Raw genomic sequence first — 16,969 nt, 5'->3', positions numbered from 1 at the left:
TGTCGTCATCTTGGTTGGTCGGCCTAAGGGACTTAATCCATTATCCGTAAAGCCCAGTATCGTCGACAGCGGGTAAATTGTGTTTAGGCGACGCCTAATTTCACCCTGCTGCCATAGCGCGTCGGCAGGCGCTGCTTTTATCGGCGCCGGCTGTATCATGCGCAGCTATTCTTATAAGCATATATAGACACTGGTTACGGTATTGAATAACGCAGCGGCTAACAGCAAGACTCAGCGCTTCGGCTTCGTGCTGATGCAGGGCTTTTCGTTGACCGGATTTTCCTGCGCTGTGGAGGCGCTGCGCACTGCCAACAGTCTATCTGGCGAGACCCTGTATGAGGCGGTGCTGATCGGAGCCGGCGAGGAGCTGGTGGCGAGCAGCTGTGGCGTCGAGGTGCGTGTCGAGACCCAGGTGGAGCAGGTGCCGGCGCTCGATACGCTCTTCGTTTGTGGACCGGCGCAGTTGTCGAGCAACGGCCAGGAGCAACTGACGCTCTGGCTTAAGCGCTGGTCACGCACCATCCGCACGCTGGGCGGTATCGGTACCGGCGCTTATCTGTTGGCGCGGGCCGGTTTGCTCGATGGTTATCGTGCAACCATCCATTGGCTGGATATGGCGGCGCTGAAAGAGGCGTTTCCGCGGGTCCAGGCCACCGGTAATCTGTTCGAAACCGATCGTGACCGTTATACCTGCGGTGGCGGTACTGCAGCGATGGACATGATGCTGTTTCTGATCGGTCGCGATCACGGCCTGGGGCTGGCGTCCCGCTTGTCGGAGCAGTTCGTCTGCGAGCGGATCAGGCTCAGCGATGAGGCGCAGCGCGTGCCGCTGAAGGTGCGCATCGGTACCCAGCAGCCGAACCTGATCGAGGCGGTGACGCTGATGGAGGCCAATATCGAGGAGCCGTTGACGACCGACGACCTGGCTTATCATGTCGGTGTGTCGCGGCGCCACCTGGAGCGCCTGTTCAAGCAGCACCTGCAGACGGTGCCGTCGCAGTACTACCTCGAACTCCGGCTGGAGCGGGCGCGTACGCTGTTGCGCACCGACGACCGGCCGATCCTGCAGGTCGGCTTGATGTGCGGATTCTCCAGTGCCTCCTATTTCAGTACCGCTTATCGCGGCCACTTCGGGCTGACGCCACGGCAGGAGCGGCGCAATGCGCGTCCGGCTGGCGAATCACCAGAACTTCAGCCCCGGTATGGGCGCTCCTCCGAGCATTAATTCTGCCATTGAATTTCATAACTATTTGATTATTTGAGCTATTTTGTGCGTCCGAGCACCATCTTTGGGCTTTTGGTCAGGCCGGTCGCGCTATCGAAAAACCATGTCCGGTGGGTGAAAAAGCCTCAGCGATGATTCTGTTAAGGTGCAATGACTCGGGTGTGTCCGTCAGGTTTTTCATGCCTGCACAGCGAGCAGGTTTACCTCTCGCAGTCACCCGTAATGGCCGACAGAAGAATTAAAAGCTGAGGATTGAGTAGATGAAGAGTTCAAAGTTGCTCTGTGGTGCGCTGACCCTGGTCGGCCTGATGGCGAGTCCGGTATGGGCCAAAGACTGGACGACGATTCGCATCGGCAGTGAAGGCGCCTACCCTCCGTTCAACTATTTCAATACCGATGGCGAGCTGGTCGGTTTCGATATCGACATCGGTAAGGCGCTGTGCGAAAAGATGAACGCGAAGTGCAGCTTCGTATCCCAGGACTGGGATGGCATGATTCCGGCGCTGCTGTCCGGCAAGTACGATGTGATCCTGGCATCGATGTCGATCACCGAAGAACGCAGGAAGCAGGTCGACTTTACCGATCCCTACTACAAGGCCGCACTGACGTTCGTCGGCGCGGCGGATCGCAAGTATCCCGATCTGAGCCCTAAGGCTCTGGAAGATATGTCGCTGGGCGCGTTGAGCGCCTCCACCCAGGCCGAATTCCTGCAGGCCAACTACCCCGATTCGGACGTGCGCCTGTACCGGACCCAGGACGAGGTTAACCTTGACCTGATCAACGGTCGTCTCGACCTGCAGGTCAGCGACCTGTTCCCGATGCTGGACTGGGTGACCAACAGCGAGGACGGCACCTGCTGCCAGCTGGTCGGCAACCCGATCACCGATCCCCAGTATGCCGGTGAGGGTACCGGTATGGCGGTGCGGCAGGAGGACGATGAGCTGCGCGACAAACTCAACGCTGCGCTGGCCGAGATTGTCTCCGATGGCACCTACAAGGCGATCAATGCCAAGTATTTCCCGATCAACATCTACGACATGAAATAAACCGTCGATTCCCGGTTGAACGGGCGGTGGCTGACACCGCCCGAATACCGATAACAATAGCGCCAACTGAGGACTCGCCCGATGACTATTTCAACCAACGCCCACAGGTGCCGCGATGACGCACCGTTGGCCCATCCTCCCACTCGTAATTCCACGCCCTCTAGCCACTGAATCCAGTGTCGGCTGACACTGACGAGGTTCCTATGGACAATCTATCCTTACTCGCCTTCGGCTCCGATGGCTGGGGTGACGAGTTGCTATCCGGCCTGTTGGTGACGATCCAACTGGCTATCACCACGCTGCCGCTCGGGCTGCTGATCGGTTTCGCCGTGGCCGGGGCGTCGCTGTCGTCTCATCCCTGGCTGCGCCGTATCGGCCGCGGCTATACCACAGCGGCACGCGGTATCCCCGAGCTGCTGACGCTTTTCCTGGTCTATAACGGTATCGCCATGCTGCTGAACGGCGTCTGGCGCTGGATCGACGCCGAGGCGGGGTTTGTCGAGTTGAGTCCGTTCATTGCCGGCGTTATCGCGCTCAGCGTGGTGTTCGGCGCGTTCTCCGGCGAGGTGCTGCGCGGCGCCTTTCAGGCGCTGGACCGGGGCCAGATCGAGGCCGGACAGGCTATCGGCCTCAGTCGCTGGGACCTGTTCCGTTTTATCAAGCTACCGCAGATCTGGCGCTTCGCGCTGCCGGGTCTCGGCAACCTCTGGGTCAATCTGCTCAAGGATACGGCGCTGGTGTCGATCATCGCGCTGAACGATCTGCTACGCATGACCAATATCGCCGTCGGGGCGACCAAAAAGCCGTTCACCTTCTTTTTGCTTGCCTGCGCCGCCTACTGGCTGCTCAGCATCCTCTCTGAAGTGGTGCTGGCTCAGCTGGAAGCGCGGGCTAATCGCGGTATCAGGAGGGCTTGAAGATGTCGTTCGATACTGTTCTGCAATATGGCCATCTGCTGCTCGAGGGCAGCTGGCTGACGATCAAGCTGTCCGGCCTGGCGCTGTTGATCGGCGCGTTTTGTGCCATGCCGATGTCTGTGGCACGCAGCTCGGATCGGCGCTGGCTGTCACTGCCGGTGCGGGTCTATATCTCCTTCTTCCGCGGTACGCCGATGTTGGCGCAGCTGTTCCTGATCTATTACGGCGCCGGCCAGTATCGCCACGAACTGCAGGTGCTGAACCTCTGGTGGCTGTTCCGCGACCCGTTCTACTGTGCGCTGATCACTTTCGCGCTCAACACCACGGCCTATCAGGCCGAGCTGTTGCGTGGCGGTATCCAGGGCGTGCCCCGGGGCGAGATCGAGGCCGCCAAGGCCTATGGCATGTCGACCTGGCTGCGCTACCGGCTGATCGTGCTGCCCCACGCGTACCGCATCGCCTTTCCGGCGCTGGGTAACGAGGTGATCCTGCTGCTCAAGGGCAGTGCCATCGCCAGCGTGGTGACCCTGTTCGATCTGATGGGCCAGACCCGGACCATCTTCGCCAAGACCTTCGATTTCTCGATCTATCTGTGGGCGGCGCTGCTCTACCTGGTGATCACGATGCTGATCGTTCGGGTATGGCGTCGGCTGGAGGATCGCCTGAACCCGCATCTGCGGCGGCGAGCAGTCCAGCGTTCATCCACCCCGGCAGTTGCTGTCGCACCGACGGAATAACGACTATGAATACTCAGGTTAAAGAAAATGCCACCTCCCAGGTGCTTGACGCACCGCTGATCGCACGCGATATCCACAAGTCTTTCGGCGAGCTGGAGGTGCTGAAGGGGATCTCGCTGACCTCGCACCAGCATGATGTTACCGCCATCCTCGGCTCTAGTGGCTCCGGCAAGAGCACCTTTCTGCGCTGCCTGAACCTGCTTGAAGTGCCCGATGCCGGTGAGCTGATCGTGCATGGCCAGCAGGTGCATATCAAACACAACCGCCTGGGCGAGGCGGTGCCGGAGGACGAGAGGCTGGTGGAGCGGATCCGTGCCCGTCTCGGCATGGTGTTCCAGCAGTTCAATCTGTGGAGTCATATGACGGTGCTGGAAAACTGCATGGTCGGTCCGCTGCGGGTATTGAAACAGCCAAAGGCGGAGGTCGAGGAGCGGGCGCGCTACTACCTGAACAAGGTGGGCCTGAGTGATCGCGCGGATCACTATCCGTCCCATCTCTCCGGCGGTCAGCAACAGCGCGCGGCGATTGCGCGGGCACTGACCATGGAGCCCGACGTGATGCTGTTTGACGAGCCGACCTCGGCGCTGGACCCGGAGCTGGTTGGTGAGGTACTGCTGGTGATGCGCAAGCTGGCCGAGGAGGGGCGCACGATGATCGTGGTGACCCACGAGATGGCGTTTGCGCGCGAAGTCTCCTCCCATGTCATGTTTCTGCACAAGGGGCTGGTGGAGGAGGAGGGGGCACCGGAGAAACTGTTCCAGCAGCAGGAGTCGGAGCGTTTCCGTCAGTTCCTCAGCACCAACTTCTGAGGCCTATCTTAACCCGGACTCCAGCGCTTCGATCAGCGCGCGCTCGCCGTCGTTGAAGCGTGACTGCGGATTGTAGATCAGCTGGATATCGACCTGGGGCAGGTCGGTATAGGGTGGCAACTGCCATAACTCGCCCTGCTCGACGCTTGGCTGTGCCAGGTGGACGGGCAGGGCGCCGATGCCGATACCGGCTCGAATCATCCGACTGACCTCCTCCACGTTGCTGGAGGCGCCGCGTACCTGCTGTCCAATCGACGCCAGTGCCCGCATCGCCGTGACCGGTCCCATATAGTCGCCGCCGAGCACGTCGGAGGTGAAGCCGATATAGGCTTCGCCGCGCAGATCCTCCAACGCCAGCCCCTGGCGCCCGAACAGATGATGGTAACGGCCGCAGTAGATCGCGTACTGCTCGGTACTGAGCAGAATCTTCGCCAGTGGCGGTGCCACATCGGCATCGCAGATCCCCAGTGTTACCGTGCTGTTCTCCACCGCTCGGACCACTTCGGCCGTGGTTGCGACCTCAATCGACAGCGATACCCGCGGATGCTGGCGAAAGAAGCGCTGCAGCAGACGGTCATAATCTTCGCAGCCGACCTGGCTGATGCTGAGGATGCGCACATGGCCGCTGGTGTCGCTGTCCGCTGCGTCGATCAGCTCGCTTAGACGTGACACCTGGCGGTAGACCTGCAGCGCCTCGTCGTACAGTTTCTGCCCTGCCGGGGTCAGCTCGAAATGGCCGGGGCGACGGTCGATCAAGCGTCGGCCGAGCGCCTCCTCCAGCCGTTTCAGTGCCGCGCTGACCGTGGGCTGCTGCAGGTAAAGGCGCTCGGCGGCGCGGCTGATGCTGCGGGATTGCACGATGAAGATGAAGGTGCGCAGCAGGTTCCAATCCAGACGAGTGGCAAAGCGCTCCAGCTGGTTGTGCGGGCTGTAGGGGTCGGTCATGGCCAGTGCTCATCGGGTAATTGGGTGGATAGATCATGTATAGATTTAATCTATATTCGAGATTCAGAATAACATTTTTATCAATGCTTTTCGCTTCGCTAACCTCTGTTTATTCGCAAGCCGGAACGGCCTGCCTTAGCCAGTGGTTGCAGCAGTATGAACAGCAGTGCGTCTTTGTATTTCGACTCCCGTAAGCTCACCGACAATGTGCGCCGGATCAAAGCGTTATGCCGGCAGCAGGGCGTGACGCTGGCGGCGGTGGTCAAGGCCGGCTGCGGCTGGACCGATGTCGCTCGCGCCGCGCTCGATGGCGATTGCGATATGCTGGCCGACTCCCGGTTGCACAACCTTGAACAGCTGGCACATGGCGGAATTGACGCCGCGACCATGCTGTTGCGTCTGCCGGCTCCGTCTCAGGCGGAGGCGGTGGTGCGGCTGTGTGAGATCAGCCTGAACTCCGAATACGACTCTATCCACGCGCTGCACGCGGCGGCGCATCGGCTGGGGCGCAAACACCGGGTGCTGTTGATGGTCGAGTTGGGCGATCGGCGTGAAGGGGTCGCGGCGCAGCAGTTACCGCAGCTGATCGAGCGCATCAAAGCGCTGCCGATGATCGAGGTGGCTGGTATCGGCACCAATCTGGGCTGTCTCGGCGGTATCCGCACCACGCCGGAAAAACTGACCGAGCTGGTCGAGCTGGCCCGAGCCAGCGAACGCCAGCTCGGCTATCCGCTGCAGTACGTCTCCGGAGGCAACTCCGGTACCCTGCCGCTGTTGCTGGAGGGGCGATTGCCCGCCGGGATCAACCATATCCGGGTCGGATTTTCGATGCTGCTGGGGCGCAACCCCTTCACCGACGAGCCGTTGCCCGGTCTGCACACCGACGTGTTCGAATTGGAGGCGGAGCTGATCGAAGTGCAGACCAAGTCATCCCTGCCGGACGGCGAGATTGTGCTGGATGCCTTCGGCCATGTGCCGGTGTTCGAGGATCTGGGTGATCAGGTCCGCGGGATTCTGAGTCTGGGCCGGTTGGACACCGATCTGGCCACCTTGAAAGCGAAGGACTCCGGCATCGAGATCATCGGCGCTTCATCCGATCATCTGGTGCTGGATATGACGTCAGTACGCGGCGCTTATGCGGTGGGCGATAAAGTGCGGTTAGTGCCGGGATATGGCGCACTGGTGCAGGCGATGTTGTCGCCCTATGTGACTAAGCGGCCGGATCTGAACGCTGGCTGGCGCCGAGAGCGAGGCGGACTGTTGAGAATGGTGCGTTGAGTACGCCACGAGCTGTTTACGTGCGGTGTGGAGTCAGCAAGGGGGCTGTCGCCAGAGATGGCGCACGATGAAACTTTGAGACTATGGATGAGATGAAGCGGATGAGATGAAACAGCGACGAACTGAAACAAGAAATGGTCGGGGTGACAGGATTTGAACCTACGACCCCTGCCTCCCGAAGACAGTGCTCTACCAGGCTGAGCTACACCCCGACGACCGGCTCCAGACATGGAGCTTTCTGGTATTACTTGAAAAGCTTTGTAGTTGGACCGGGTGTCCTTGCCGTTCAAGTGAGCGCGAATTATAAGGGTTTTTCTTTGGCTGTCAACAAGATGCGGGCGTGCATTTCGTGCGCTGCGCAATCGCGCGATTACGACCGAAAACCCTGATTCTGGGCTGACGTGCGGGATTGGCGCTAGGAGCTATTAAGCTAACCCGACGATGTCTAGGCTAGGCCGACGATGTCGGCAAAGGGACTTAACAAAGAAATGGTCGGGGTGACAGGATTTGAACCTACGACCCCTGCCTCCCGAAGACAGTGCTCTACCAGGCTGAGCTACACCCCGACTCATGATGAAAGCGCGGAACCGCGGCTTTCGTGCCACTCGACTTTGGCCTAACGCCTCTTGTCGAAACAGCGGGGCACATTATAGTGAGGCGTTCTGGTCGTGCCAAGAGGTGTGGCGATAAAAAAATCGCTTCTCTATGGCTATCGGTCAATAAAATGGATATGTGGCGAAAGCGCGGAGGTGAAGATGCTGCTGGGCCTGTTGATACTGCTCGGTTGCCAATTGATCGGGGAGTTGCTCGTGGTCGCTCTAGGGTTGCCGGTTCCGGGGCCTGTGGTCGGAATGCTGCTGCTGTTATCGCTGCTGTTGTTGACCGGAAGGCGAGTGCCTGAAGCGCTGCGCAAGGTCGTCGATGGGTTGCTGGGCCATCTGGCGCTGCTGTTCGTGCCCGCGGGTGTCGGTTTGATGAATCATTTTGGACTGCTGGCCCGGGAGTGGGTGATGTTGGCAGTAACGCTGGTGGTCAGTACCGCGATCACCATGGCCGTGACCGGGTGGTTGATGTCGCGCCTGGCACGTCGCTTCTCCGCGAAGGAGGAGCTATGACCTCGTTCTGGGTCTACTTTTCTGCCCGCCCGCTGCTGTGGATCGTCCTGACGCTGGCTGCATTCATGTTCAGTCGCTGGCTCAACAAGCGACTCGGTGGCCTGGCGCTGTTTCAGCCGGTGTTGATCTCGATGGTGATTTTGATCTCCCTGCTGGTCGCAACCGGTACCGACTATGACACCTATTTCGAAGGTGCGCAGTTTATCCATTTCCTGCTCGGACCTGCGACGGTGGCGCTGGCGATCCCCTTGTGCGATTACTTTGACCGGGTGCGCAAAATGTGGCTGCCGATCCTGATTGCCTCGTTATGCGGCGTTTTCACGGCTGTAGTCAGCGCTGCGGGTATCGCCTGGCTGCTGGGCGGCGAGACTCGCACGATTCTGACCCTTGTGCCCAAGTCGGTCACCTCGCCGATTGCCATCGGTATCGTGGAAAAAATCGGTGGTTACCCCTCCATGGCGGCGGGCCTGGTGCTGATCACCGGCATGATCGGTTGTGTTATTGCGCCCCGGGTCTTCAGGTTGATGAAGATTGAGGATGAGGTATCGCGAGGATTCTGCCTCGGGCTTTCAGCGCATGGCTTGGGCACCGCGTATGCGCTCGGCTTAAGCGGGATGGCAGGGGCATTTGCGGGTCTGGCGATGGGGGTGGCGGGCCTGGTGACCGCATTCCTCGTGCCTTTGCTGGTGTCGATTGTTGGCTTTTAGTCGCGGTGGTGAACAGTGAGTTTGATAAAAATGTTGCACAGCAGTAAAGTTCGCAGCGGCGAATTTTGGATAGATTTTGTACTGAGGATGTGAGTCGCGATGACACCGCTTGAGCGCTATAAACAGGACCTGCAACGGGATGACTTCTCCTATGACGTAACCCAGGAGATGGCGGTCGGGCATCTGCAGCGCCTGTATGACGACTTGGTTGCGGCTGAGCGTGCGCCGCGTCCCGGTTTGATGCAGCGCCTCGGTGGCAAACTGCGCCGGGAAAAGGCCGAGCCGGTGAAGGGACTCTATTTTTGGGGTGGTGTCGGCCGTGGCAAAACCTATCTGATGGACACTTTTTACGACAGCTTGCCATTCGAGCGCAAGATGCGCACCCACTTCCACCGTTTCATGCAGCGGGTACACAACGAGTTGCGGCTGCTGGATGGAACCAAGAACCCGCTGGTGGAGATCGGCCGCAAGTACGCGGAAGAGGCCAGGATCATCTGTTTTGACGAGTTTTTCGTCTCCGATATTACCGATGCGATGATCCTTGGCGGCTTGATGGAGCAGTTGTTCGCCAATGGCGTGGCACTGGTGGCAACGTCCAATATCGTTCCGGACGGTTTGTACAAGGATGGTTTGCAGCGCGCGCGGTTCCTGCCGGCGATCGACCTGATCAATCGCTATACCGAGGTGGTCAATGTGGATGGCGGTATCGATTACCGCCTGCGCACGCTGGAACAGGCTGAGCTCTACCACTGGCCGCTGGACGGCAGTGCCGATCTGAGTCTTAACACCAGCTTCGAGGCGCTGGCGCCGGATCTGGAAGAGGTGGTTGAACGCGAGGTGCTGGAGGTCAACGGGCGAGGCATCGCGACTCGCCGAATGTGTGAGGATGTGGTCTGGTTCGATTTCAATGACCTCTGTAATGGGCCTCGTTCCCAGAACGACTACATCGAATTGGCCAAGATATTCCATGCGGTAATACTGAGTAACGTGCCGCAACTCGGGCGCAGCAACGACGATGCCGCCCGTCGTTTTATCAATATGGTGGACGAGTTTTATGACAGCGGGGTCAAGCTGATTATCTCCGCTGCCGTGCCGATAGCGGAGATCTATAGCGAAGGGCGGCTGGAGTTCGAAATTCAGCGTACCCAGAGTCGTTTGCTGGAGATGCAATCACACGATTATCTGGTGCGCGAGCATCGCGCTGGATAAGTGATTTTTGTCGGTCACAAGCGCTGGATTTTGTCCAGGTGCTTGTCTATAATTCGCGCTCCTCTGCAAGGGGTAGAGGATAGTGTACGTTGGTGTCGTTAGCTCACTTAGGTGTGATCGGCGGTGGCAACCAATAACTATAAGGTAAGTCGGAACTCTGGCTGAAGTGGGCGAATCTCACGGAATTGCCTGGGTTCGAGGCTTAAGGTCAAGGTATAGAAACAATGAGCACAACTGTTAGCGCTAAGCCAGCCGAAGTAAAACGCGACTGGTACGTTGTTGACGCCGAGGGTAAAACCCTGGGTCGTCTGGCGACTGAAATCGCCCGCCGTCTGCGTGGCAAGCACAAGCCGGAATACACTCCGCACGTTGATACCGGTGATTACATCGTTGTCGTCAATGCCGAAAAGGTAAACGTGACCGGCAACAAGCGTAATGCCAAGATGTACTACCGTCACTCCGGTTTTCCGGGTGGCCTGAAGGAAGCCAACTTCAACAAGATGGTTCAGACCTTCCCTGAGCGCACCATCGAGCTCGCCGTCAAGGGTATGCTGCCGAAGGGCCCGCTTGGCCGTGCCATGTACACCAAGCTGAAAGTGTACGCAGGTGCCGAGCATCCGCATCAGGCTCAGCAGCCGAAAGAACTGGATATCTAAGGGGAAGGCGAATAATGGCTACTACTCAGTATTACGGCACTGGCCGTCGCAAAACCTCTACCGCGCGTGTATTTCTGCGTCCCGGTACTGGCAAGATCACTATCAATCAGCGCACCATCGAAGATTACTTCGGTCGTGAAACCGCGCGCATGATCGTCATGCAGCCGCTGGAGCTGACTGAGACCAAAGAAAAATTCGACGTATACGTGACTGTCGCTGGTGGCGGCGGTTTCGGTCAGGCTGGTGCGATCCGTCACGGTATCACCCGTGCACTGATGGAGTACGACGAGACTCTGCGTCCGGCTCTGCGCAAGGCGGGTTACGTTACCCGTGACGCGCGTGAAGTCGAGCGTAAGAAGGTCGGTCTGCGCAAAGCGCGTAAGCGTCCTCAGTTCTCCAAGCGTTAATCTTTACCTGCGGCTTTTTTGCTGCAGCGCAAAAGATTGTCGAAAAAGCCCGCGACCCTTGTGGTTTGCGGGCTTTTTTGTATTTGGAAACATGCTGTTAAAACACCGGTAATTGGTCTTAGTCTGGGGGTTTTACCTTGTATCTGTGGGGTAATTTCTTTAAGATTTGCGCCATTTGAAAAATCCGGTTTTGTGGTTTTCATGACTGAAGGGCGGCTTGTCTTTTGTGTGTGTGCGAAAGCGGTCGTCGATTGAGGGGAGAAGAAGTTAATGAGCAATGACGGCGTGAATAAGGGTCGGCGCCGGCTCCTGATTGGTGCCACGTCTGCCGTAGGGGCAGTGGGTGCCGTTGGGGCCGCTGTCCCGTTCGTGGCTTCCTGGAATCCGAGCGCCAAGGCAAAAGCCGCCGGTGCACCTGCGAAGGCGGATATCAGCAAGCTTGAGCCTGGGCAGCAGATGATCGCTGAGTGGCGTGGTAAGCCGGTGTGGATCGTTCGTCGCGGTCCGGAAGCCCTGGCTAACCTGGAAAAACTCAACGACAAGGTAGCGGATCCGAACTCGGAGAAGCCTCAGCAGCCGGATTACATCCCGCATACCCCGGCACGCGCGTTGCGCCCGGAATACGCGGTGATGGTCGGTATCTGTACTCACCTGGGCTGCTCGCCGACCTATCGTCCGGAAATTGCTCCGGAGGATTTGGGGGCTGAATGGCTGGGTGGCTTCTTCTGTCCTTGTCATGGCTCGCGATTCGACCTTTCCGGTCGCGTATTCAAAGGTGTTCCTGCGCCGACCAACCTGGTGATTCCGCCGCACAAATACGAAGACGATAACACTCTCGTTATTGGTGTCGATCAGGAGGCTGTGTAATGGCTGGCTATCGCAATAAAGGAAATCCCGGCTTGATGGGCTGGATCGACGATCGCTTCCCCGCTACCGCGATGTGGGAAGATCATCTCTCCAAGTACTATGCCCCGAAGAACTTCAACTTCTGGTACTTCTTCGGTTCGCTGGCGTTGCTGGTGCTGGTTAACCAGATTCTGACCGGTATCTGGCTCACCATGAGTTACAACCCGAGCGCCGAAGGTGCGTTCGCGTCCGTCGAATACATTATGCGTGACGTCGAGTACGGCTGGCTGCTGCGCTATCTGCACTCTACCGGCGCGTCAGCATTCTTCGTCGTGGTCTATCTGCATATGTTCCGCGGCATGATGTACGGTTCCTACCGTAAGCCACGCGAGCTGGTGTGGATCTTCGGTATGACCATCTATCTGGCACTGATGGCTGAAGCCTTCATGGGCTACCTTCTGCCCTGGGGTCAGATGTCGTACTGGGGTGCCCAGGTAATCGTATCCCTGTTCGGTGCTATTCCTGTAATTGGTCCGGACTTGCAGCAGTGGATTCGAGGTGACTTCCTGATCTCCGGTATCACCCTGAACCGTTTCTTTGCGTTGCACGTTATCGCGCTGCCGATCGTTATCCTGGCGCTGGTAGTGCTGCATATCATCGCGCTGCACGAAGTGGGGTCCAACAACCCGGACGGCATCGAAATCAAAGAGAAGAAGGATGAGAATGGTGTGCCGCTGGACGGTATCCCGTTCCACCCGTACTACACCGTCAAGGATATCGTTGGCGTTGTTGTTTTCCTGTTCGTATTCTGCACCGTTGTGTTCTTCTTCCCTGAGGGTGGTGGTTACTTCCTGGAGAAACCGAACTTTGAACCGGCTAACGCGCTGAAAACGCCGGATCACATTGCGCCTGTGTGGTATTTCACGCCGTTCTACGCCATGCTGCGCGCCGTGACCTACCCGCTGTTCGGTGTCGATGCGAAGTTCTGGGGTGTTGTGGTGATGGGGGCGGCAATTGCCATCCTGTTCGTACTGCCCTGGCTCGACCGTAGCCCGGTTAAATCCATGCGCTATAAAGGTTGGCTGAGCAAGGTCTGGCTGTTGGTGTTTGCCGTGAGCTTTGTGATTCTGGGCGTCTTGGGTGCGTTGCCTGCAACGCCGGGTCGTACCATGGTGTCTCAGATCTGTACCGTTCTTTACTTCGCATTCTTTATCCTGATGCCGTTCTATACACGGATGGAAAAGACAAAACCGGTTCCGGAGAGGGTGACAGGCTAATGAAAAAGTATCTCATTGCTCTGATGATGGTGCTGGCGCCGGTAACCGCCAGCGCGGCTGGTGGTGCGGCTGTGCCATTGGATTCGTTTGAAGTGGATCTGACCAATAAAGCATCCCTGCAGCGGGGTATGGCGAACTTCGTTAACCGTTGCTTGGGCTGTCACACAGCTCAGTATCAGCGTTTCGAGCGTGCTGCAACGGATCTCGAAATCCCGAATGAGCTGGTTGAACAGTATCTGATCTTCGATGAAAACAAGAAGATCGGTGAACACATGACCAACGCCATGCCGGCTGCCGAAGCCAAGGTATGGTTCGGCAACCCGCCGCCGGATCTTACGCTGGAAGCGCGTCTTCGTGGTCCGGATTGGGTCTACACCTACCTGCGCAGCTTTTACAAGGATGAGTCGCGGCCTTGGGGTGTGAACAACGCTGTGTTCCCGGATGTTGGTATGCCCAACGTGCTGGAAAATCTGCAGGGGACTGTGATTAACCACTGTACACCTGCAGAGTTGCACAGTGAGCATGGCAAGATCGATCCGCTGACCGGTGAGGAGATCGGCGGTTGCATGTCGATCGAGCCGAAGAGCGGTTCAATGAGCGAAGAGGAATTCGATCAGTACGTGTACGATCTTGTTAACTTCATGGCGTACATGGGCGAGCCCTCGAAGATGGTCTCTGGTAAGATTGGTACGTATGTTCTGATCTTCCTGGTGATTCTGTTCGTATTCGCCTTCGCGTTGAAGAAAGAGTACTGGAAAGACGTTCACTAAACACTCGGGTGTTCGTGAATAATAGAACTACGCGGTCCGTGAGGGCCGCGTAGATTTTTTGTTTCTACATCTGACTTTTTTATGGGGATTTGTAGATGGGAGTTGTGGCTAAACGTTCTTCCATGACCTTTTATTCGAATGGTGATGACCATTACAGCCACCGCGTACGTATCGTACTGGCTGAGAAAGGTGTGGCAGTCGATATTGTTGACTGCAAGGAGAGCGAGCTGCCTGAGGATGTTGCAGCGCTTAATCCTTACAACAGCTTGCCGACTCTGCTGGATCGGGAGCTGGTGTTGTATGAACCCAACGTGATGATGGAGTATCTGGACGAGCGTTTCCCGCATCCGCCACTGCTTCCGGTTTACCCTGTGGCGCGGGCGGAGAGTCGTCTGTTCATGCATCGCATCCAGCGCGACTGGTGTGCGCAGGCTGATCTGATTCTTGCAGGTACGGCCAGCGCGGAGCAGATTGAGAATGCTCGCAAAGAGCTGCGCGACAGCCTGGTTGCCGTATCGCCGATCTTCGCGGAGAAGCCGTTCTTTATGAGCGAGGAGTTCAGCCTGGTCGACTGCTGCATCGCGCCGCTGCTTTGGCGTCTGCAGGTGATGGGGGTCGAGTTGCCTGAGGCTCAGTGCAAGCCCCTGATTGGCTACATGAAGCGCTTGTTCGAACGTGAATCCTTCCAGGAGAGTCTCTCCGAGGCGGAGCGCGAAATGCGTGACTGATTCGCTAGGCGATCAGCAACTTGCTAAAGGGATGGGGCTGTTGCCCCGTCCCTTTTTCATATGCAGGATGTACGGACTCTGTCGTTTGCGCCTGCAACGACAGGATTCCTGTCATCCATGACGGTCATGCCGCGGGTGCATGAATGCGCAGAAGCGGCGATAGGAGTTTTTTTATGTCTGTAACGCCCAGTCGGCCCTATCTGTTGCGAGCCCTGTATGAGTGGCTTTGCGATAACGACCTTACACCGCTTATCGTTGTCGATGCCGGCGTAAGAGGGGTTAATGTGCCTGACGCCTATGTTCAGGATGGGCAGATAACCCTGAATATCGCGCTGGGGGCGGTTCGGGAGCTGGATATGAATGATGCCGGTGTCAGTTTCAATGCGCGCTTCGGTGGGGTGCCGATGAACGTGTATGTACCGATAACCGCCGTACTGGCTATCTATGCGCGGGAAAATGGTATGGGCATGGGCTTTGGTATGGAGCCGGGAGCCGATCTGCTGGCGCTGGCGAAAGCTGAACAGCCAGAGCCGGAACCTCCCGAGCCGGGCCCGGGAGGTGGTCGTCCCTCTCTTCGCGTGGTGAAGTAGGGTTAGTCGATGTACTCGAACACCTTGACGATCTTGCGCACGCCGGCGACGCTGCGCACGATCGCAACGGCGGTTTCCGCTTCGCTGCGCTTGACCAGACCCATCAGGTAAACCACGCCGTTTTCGGTGACTACCTTGATCCGGCTACCTGGGACATTTTTGTCGGCCAGCAGCTGAATCTTGACGCGGCTGGTCAGATAGACATCGTTGGTGCGCACGATGGTGGAGGTGGGGCCGGCGATCTCCAGCTCGTTGTGTATCTTGGTCACCTCGCGGGTGGTCTGAGTGACCCTTTCCGCTTCCTGGCGTACACGCTCATCCGGTACCTGGCCGGTCAGGAGTACCTGGCCGTTGAAACTGGTGACATTGACATGGGACTGTGCCAGCGGCGTGGAACCCTTGCTGATGTTGACCAGTACCTTGGTTTCGATCATCTCGTCTTCGATATAGTTGCCCAGGGTGCGATTGCCCTTATCCTCATAGATGGGTTCTTCGCGGGTGGCGCTGACCAGTTGTGCACAGCCGCTGAGCAGACTGGCGGAGAGCAGGAGTGCAACGGGGATGGCAGAAAATTTCACGTTCAGGCTCCAAACAGTTGGTGGTCGATCAGATCGCATAAACAGTGCAGTACCAACAGCTGTGCGTCGTAAACCAAGGCTTCGTCATCGCTGGGGATGCATATCTCGATCTCATCCCTGGCCAGCAATGCGGTCATGTTGCCGCCATCACCACCGGTGAGCGCAATCACCTGCATCTCGCGGTCATGAGCGGCCTGGATCGCTTGAACCAGGCTGGTGCCCCGGCCATCGGGTGAGATCGCCAATAGGATATCGCCCGGTTGGCCCAAGGCCCGAATCTGTTTGGCATATACCTCGGCGAAGCTGCTGTCCTCAGTGATGGCGCTCATTACGGCGCTGTCGGCATTAAGTGCCAGAGCCGGCAGGCCCGGTCGCTCGTGCCTGAAACGGCTCAGCAATAACGCAGCGAAATGCTGCGACAGGGCGCCGGCACCGCCGTTTCCAACGCACAGGATCTTGCTCTCTGTGACCAAGCACTGCAGCAGTAGTTCACCGGCTTCTGCGATCAGCGGCGTGTAATGCTCGATGGTTTGAGCGTTGATCTCCATCGAGTTGTGAAACTGGCTGACAATTCGGTCTTCAAGTTCCATTGAGTGTTATATCCGGTGTTCAGGGACGAAAGGCGTCTTTATACCATACTGGGGTGTAGTCGGCCGAGTCCGGACCGCATTCATTTTAACCTGCCGATATAAACGGCAGGTTACTAGCGGCCCGGATCAGTGCCCTGGGGCGGATGCCCCGTTGGCACTTGAGTTGCTCATGGTCGGAAGGCGTCCCGGTACCAGGTGGGCGCTTGATCGGCCTGTTCTGCCTCGAAGGCGACGACGTCGAAGCGGCAGGGCTGGCTGCCCCATTGCGGGTGGCTCAGCATCAGGTAACGCGCGGTCTGAATCAGCTTGCGCTGTTTGTGGTAATCCACTGACTGGGCGGCGCCGCCATACTGACGATGGCGCCGCTTGCGCACCTCGACGAACACAATCGTGTCCTGCTCCAGCATGACCAGATCGATCTCGCCCATTCGGCAGTGGGCGTTTCGAATCAGGGTTCTCAGGCCCTGTTGATTAAGAAACCGTTCTGCATTCTGTTCGGCATCCTTGCCGGTTTGCTTGCGATCCATCGCATTCTCCAG

The 16,969-nt window shown here is 57.9% G+C and carries 21 protein-coding genes and 2 tRNA genes; 16 read left to right on the top strand and 7 right to left on the bottom strand.

The genetic code is table 11. The features are described from left to right. Window positions 1-202 precede the first annotated feature (202 nt). The 5 genes from IEX40_RS06260 (at window position 203) to IEX40_RS06240 (ending at window position 4,734) form a co-directional block, all read left to right on the top strand. Window positions 203-1,225 (top strand): GlxA family transcriptional regulator, encoded by a 1,023-nt coding sequence (locus IEX40_RS06260; RefSeq protein WP_308421592.1) that lies wholly within the window; start codon window positions 203-205, stop codon window positions 1,223-1,225. Between the two features lie 260 nt (window positions 1,226-1,485). Beyond that, window positions 1,486-2,271 (top strand): ABC transporter substrate-binding protein, encoded by a 786-nt coding sequence (locus IEX40_RS06255; protein ID WP_188746357.1) that lies wholly within the window; start codon window positions 1,486-1,488, stop codon window positions 2,269-2,271. A 203-nt stretch (window positions 2,272-2,474) separates the two neighbouring features. Beyond that, the gene (locus IEX40_RS06250; RefSeq protein ID WP_188746355.1) at window positions 2,475-3,188 is read left to right on the top strand and encodes an ABC transporter permease; all 714 of its coding nucleotides are present in this window, start codon (window positions 2,475-2,477) and stop codon (window positions 3,186-3,188) included. A 2-nt stretch (window positions 3,189-3,190) separates the two neighbouring features. Then, complete coding sequence (locus IEX40_RS06245) at window positions 3,191-3,925, top strand: ABC transporter permease (protein WP_188746353.1); 735 nt, start codon at window positions 3,191-3,193, stop codon at window positions 3,923-3,925. Window positions 3,926-3,930: 5 nt separating this feature from the next. Then, window positions 3,931-4,734, top strand: a complete 804-nt coding sequence (locus IEX40_RS06240; RefSeq protein ID WP_188746352.1) for an ABC transporter ATP-binding protein — start codon at window positions 3,931-3,933, stop codon at window positions 4,732-4,734. A gap of 3 nt (window positions 4,735-4,737) precedes the next feature. Here the strand turns inward: IEX40_RS06240 and IEX40_RS06235 are convergent, their stop codons facing one another. Next, window positions 4,738-5,679 (bottom strand): LysR family transcriptional regulator, encoded by a 942-nt coding sequence (locus tag IEX40_RS06235; protein WP_188746350.1) that lies wholly within the window; start codon window positions 5,677-5,679, stop codon window positions 4,738-4,740. Window positions 5,680-5,835: 156 nt separating this feature from the next. Between IEX40_RS06235 and IEX40_RS06230 the strand changes: the two genes are divergently transcribed. Then, window positions 5,836-6,957, top strand: coding sequence for an alanine/ornithine racemase family PLP-dependent enzyme (locus tag IEX40_RS06230; protein WP_188746348.1), 1,122 nt, complete (start codon window positions 5,836-5,838; stop codon window positions 6,955-6,957). A 135-nt stretch (window positions 6,958-7,092) separates the two neighbouring features. Here IEX40_RS06230 and IEX40_RS06225 read toward each other — a convergent pair. Further along, window positions 7,093-7,169, bottom strand: a tRNA-Pro gene (locus tag IEX40_RS06225). 277 nt (window positions 7,170-7,446) lie between these two features. Further along, window positions 7,447-7,523 (bottom strand) — tRNA-Pro (locus IEX40_RS06220). 189 nt (window positions 7,524-7,712) lie between these two features. On the opposite strand from IEX40_RS06220, the gene IEX40_RS06215 reads away from it, so the two are divergent. From IEX40_RS06215 to rpsI, 5 genes are all read left to right on the top strand, one after another. After that, a complete protein-coding gene (locus IEX40_RS06215; protein ID WP_188746346.1) occupies window positions 7,713-8,072 on the top strand; it encodes a CidA/LrgA family protein in 360 nt (119 codons plus the stop codon). After that, on the top strand, window positions 8,069-8,779 hold the full coding sequence (locus tag IEX40_RS06210) for an LrgB family protein (RefSeq protein ID WP_188746344.1): 711 nt from the start codon (window positions 8,069-8,071) through the stop codon (window positions 8,777-8,779). Before IEX40_RS06215 ends, IEX40_RS06210 begins: the two co-directional genes overlap by 4 nt. 99 nt (window positions 8,780-8,878) lie before the next feature. Continuing rightward, entirely contained in the window at window positions 8,879-9,988 is a 1,110-nt protein-coding gene (gene zapE, locus IEX40_RS06205) for a cell division protein ZapE (protein ID WP_188746342.1), read from the top strand. Between the two features lie 224 nt (window positions 9,989-10,212). Then, window positions 10,213-10,644, top strand: coding sequence for a 50S ribosomal protein L13 (rplM, locus tag IEX40_RS06200; RefSeq protein WP_036182857.1), 432 nt, complete (start codon window positions 10,213-10,215; stop codon window positions 10,642-10,644). 14 nt (window positions 10,645-10,658) lie between these two features. Next, a complete protein-coding gene (rpsI, locus tag IEX40_RS06195) occupies window positions 10,659-11,051 on the top strand; it encodes a 30S ribosomal protein S9 (RefSeq protein ID WP_188746340.1) in 393 nt (130 codons plus the stop codon). Here the strand turns inward: rpsI and IEX40_RS06190 are convergent. After that, window positions 11,048-11,254 (bottom strand): hypothetical protein, encoded by a 207-nt coding sequence (locus IEX40_RS06190; RefSeq protein ID WP_188746338.1) that lies wholly within the window; start codon window positions 11,252-11,254, stop codon window positions 11,048-11,050. The two genes, rpsI and IEX40_RS06190, sit on opposite strands and share 4 nt — an antisense overlap. 67 nt (window positions 11,255-11,321) lie before the next feature. On the opposite strand from IEX40_RS06190, the gene petA reads away from it, so the two are divergent. From petA to IEX40_RS06165, 5 genes are all read left to right on the top strand, one after another. Then, window positions 11,322-11,918: a ubiquinol-cytochrome c reductase iron-sulfur subunit gene (petA, locus tag IEX40_RS06185; RefSeq protein ID WP_188746337.1), complete on the top strand. Its 597-nt coding sequence runs from the start codon at window positions 11,322-11,324 to the stop codon at window positions 11,916-11,918. Next, a complete protein-coding gene (locus IEX40_RS06180) occupies window positions 11,918-13,174 on the top strand; it encodes a cytochrome b (RefSeq protein WP_188746334.1) in 1,257 nt (418 codons plus the stop codon). Before petA ends, IEX40_RS06180 begins: the two co-directional genes overlap by 1 nt. Next, on the top strand, window positions 13,174-13,944 hold the full coding sequence (locus IEX40_RS06175; protein ID WP_188746332.1) for a cytochrome c1: 771 nt from the start codon (window positions 13,174-13,176) through the stop codon (window positions 13,942-13,944). Before IEX40_RS06180 ends, IEX40_RS06175 begins: the two co-directional genes overlap by 1 nt. Window positions 13,945-14,039: 95 nt before the next feature. Continuing rightward, window positions 14,040-14,672 (top strand): glutathione S-transferase N-terminal domain-containing protein, encoded by a 633-nt coding sequence (locus tag IEX40_RS06170; RefSeq protein ID WP_188746331.1) that lies wholly within the window; start codon window positions 14,040-14,042, stop codon window positions 14,670-14,672. Between the two features lie 173 nt (window positions 14,673-14,845). Beyond that, window positions 14,846-15,262: a ClpXP protease specificity-enhancing factor gene (locus IEX40_RS06165; protein ID WP_188746329.1), complete on the top strand. Its 417-nt coding sequence runs from the start codon at window positions 14,846-14,848 to the stop codon at window positions 15,260-15,262. Between the two features lie 2 nt (window positions 15,263-15,264). On the opposite strand, the gene IEX40_RS06160 is transcribed toward IEX40_RS06165, so the two are convergent. From IEX40_RS06160 to IEX40_RS06150, 3 genes are all read right to left on the bottom strand, one after another. Further along, window positions 15,265-15,840 (bottom strand): BON domain-containing protein, encoded by a 576-nt coding sequence (locus IEX40_RS06160; protein WP_229680620.1) that lies wholly within the window; start codon window positions 15,838-15,840, stop codon window positions 15,265-15,267. Window positions 15,841-15,842: 2 nt separating this feature from the next. Continuing rightward, a complete protein-coding gene (locus IEX40_RS06155) occupies window positions 15,843-16,430 on the bottom strand; it encodes an SIS domain-containing protein (RefSeq protein ID WP_188746325.1) in 588 nt (195 codons plus the stop codon). A 167-nt stretch (window positions 16,431-16,597) separates the two neighbouring features. Further along, window positions 16,598-16,957, bottom strand: a complete 360-nt coding sequence (locus tag IEX40_RS06150) for a YraN family protein (protein ID WP_188746322.1) — start codon at window positions 16,955-16,957, stop codon at window positions 16,598-16,600. Window positions 16,958-16,969: the final 12 nt, after the last annotated feature.

Origin of the sequence: Marinobacterium zhoushanense (assembly GCF_014641945.1) — a bacterium.
Taxonomy (GTDB): domain Bacteria; phylum Pseudomonadota; class Gammaproteobacteria; order Pseudomonadales; family Balneatricaceae; genus Marinobacterium_D; species Marinobacterium_D zhoushanense.
Note: the sequence above shows the minus strand (reverse complement) of the source record. Positions and strands in the feature narration are given on the sequence as shown.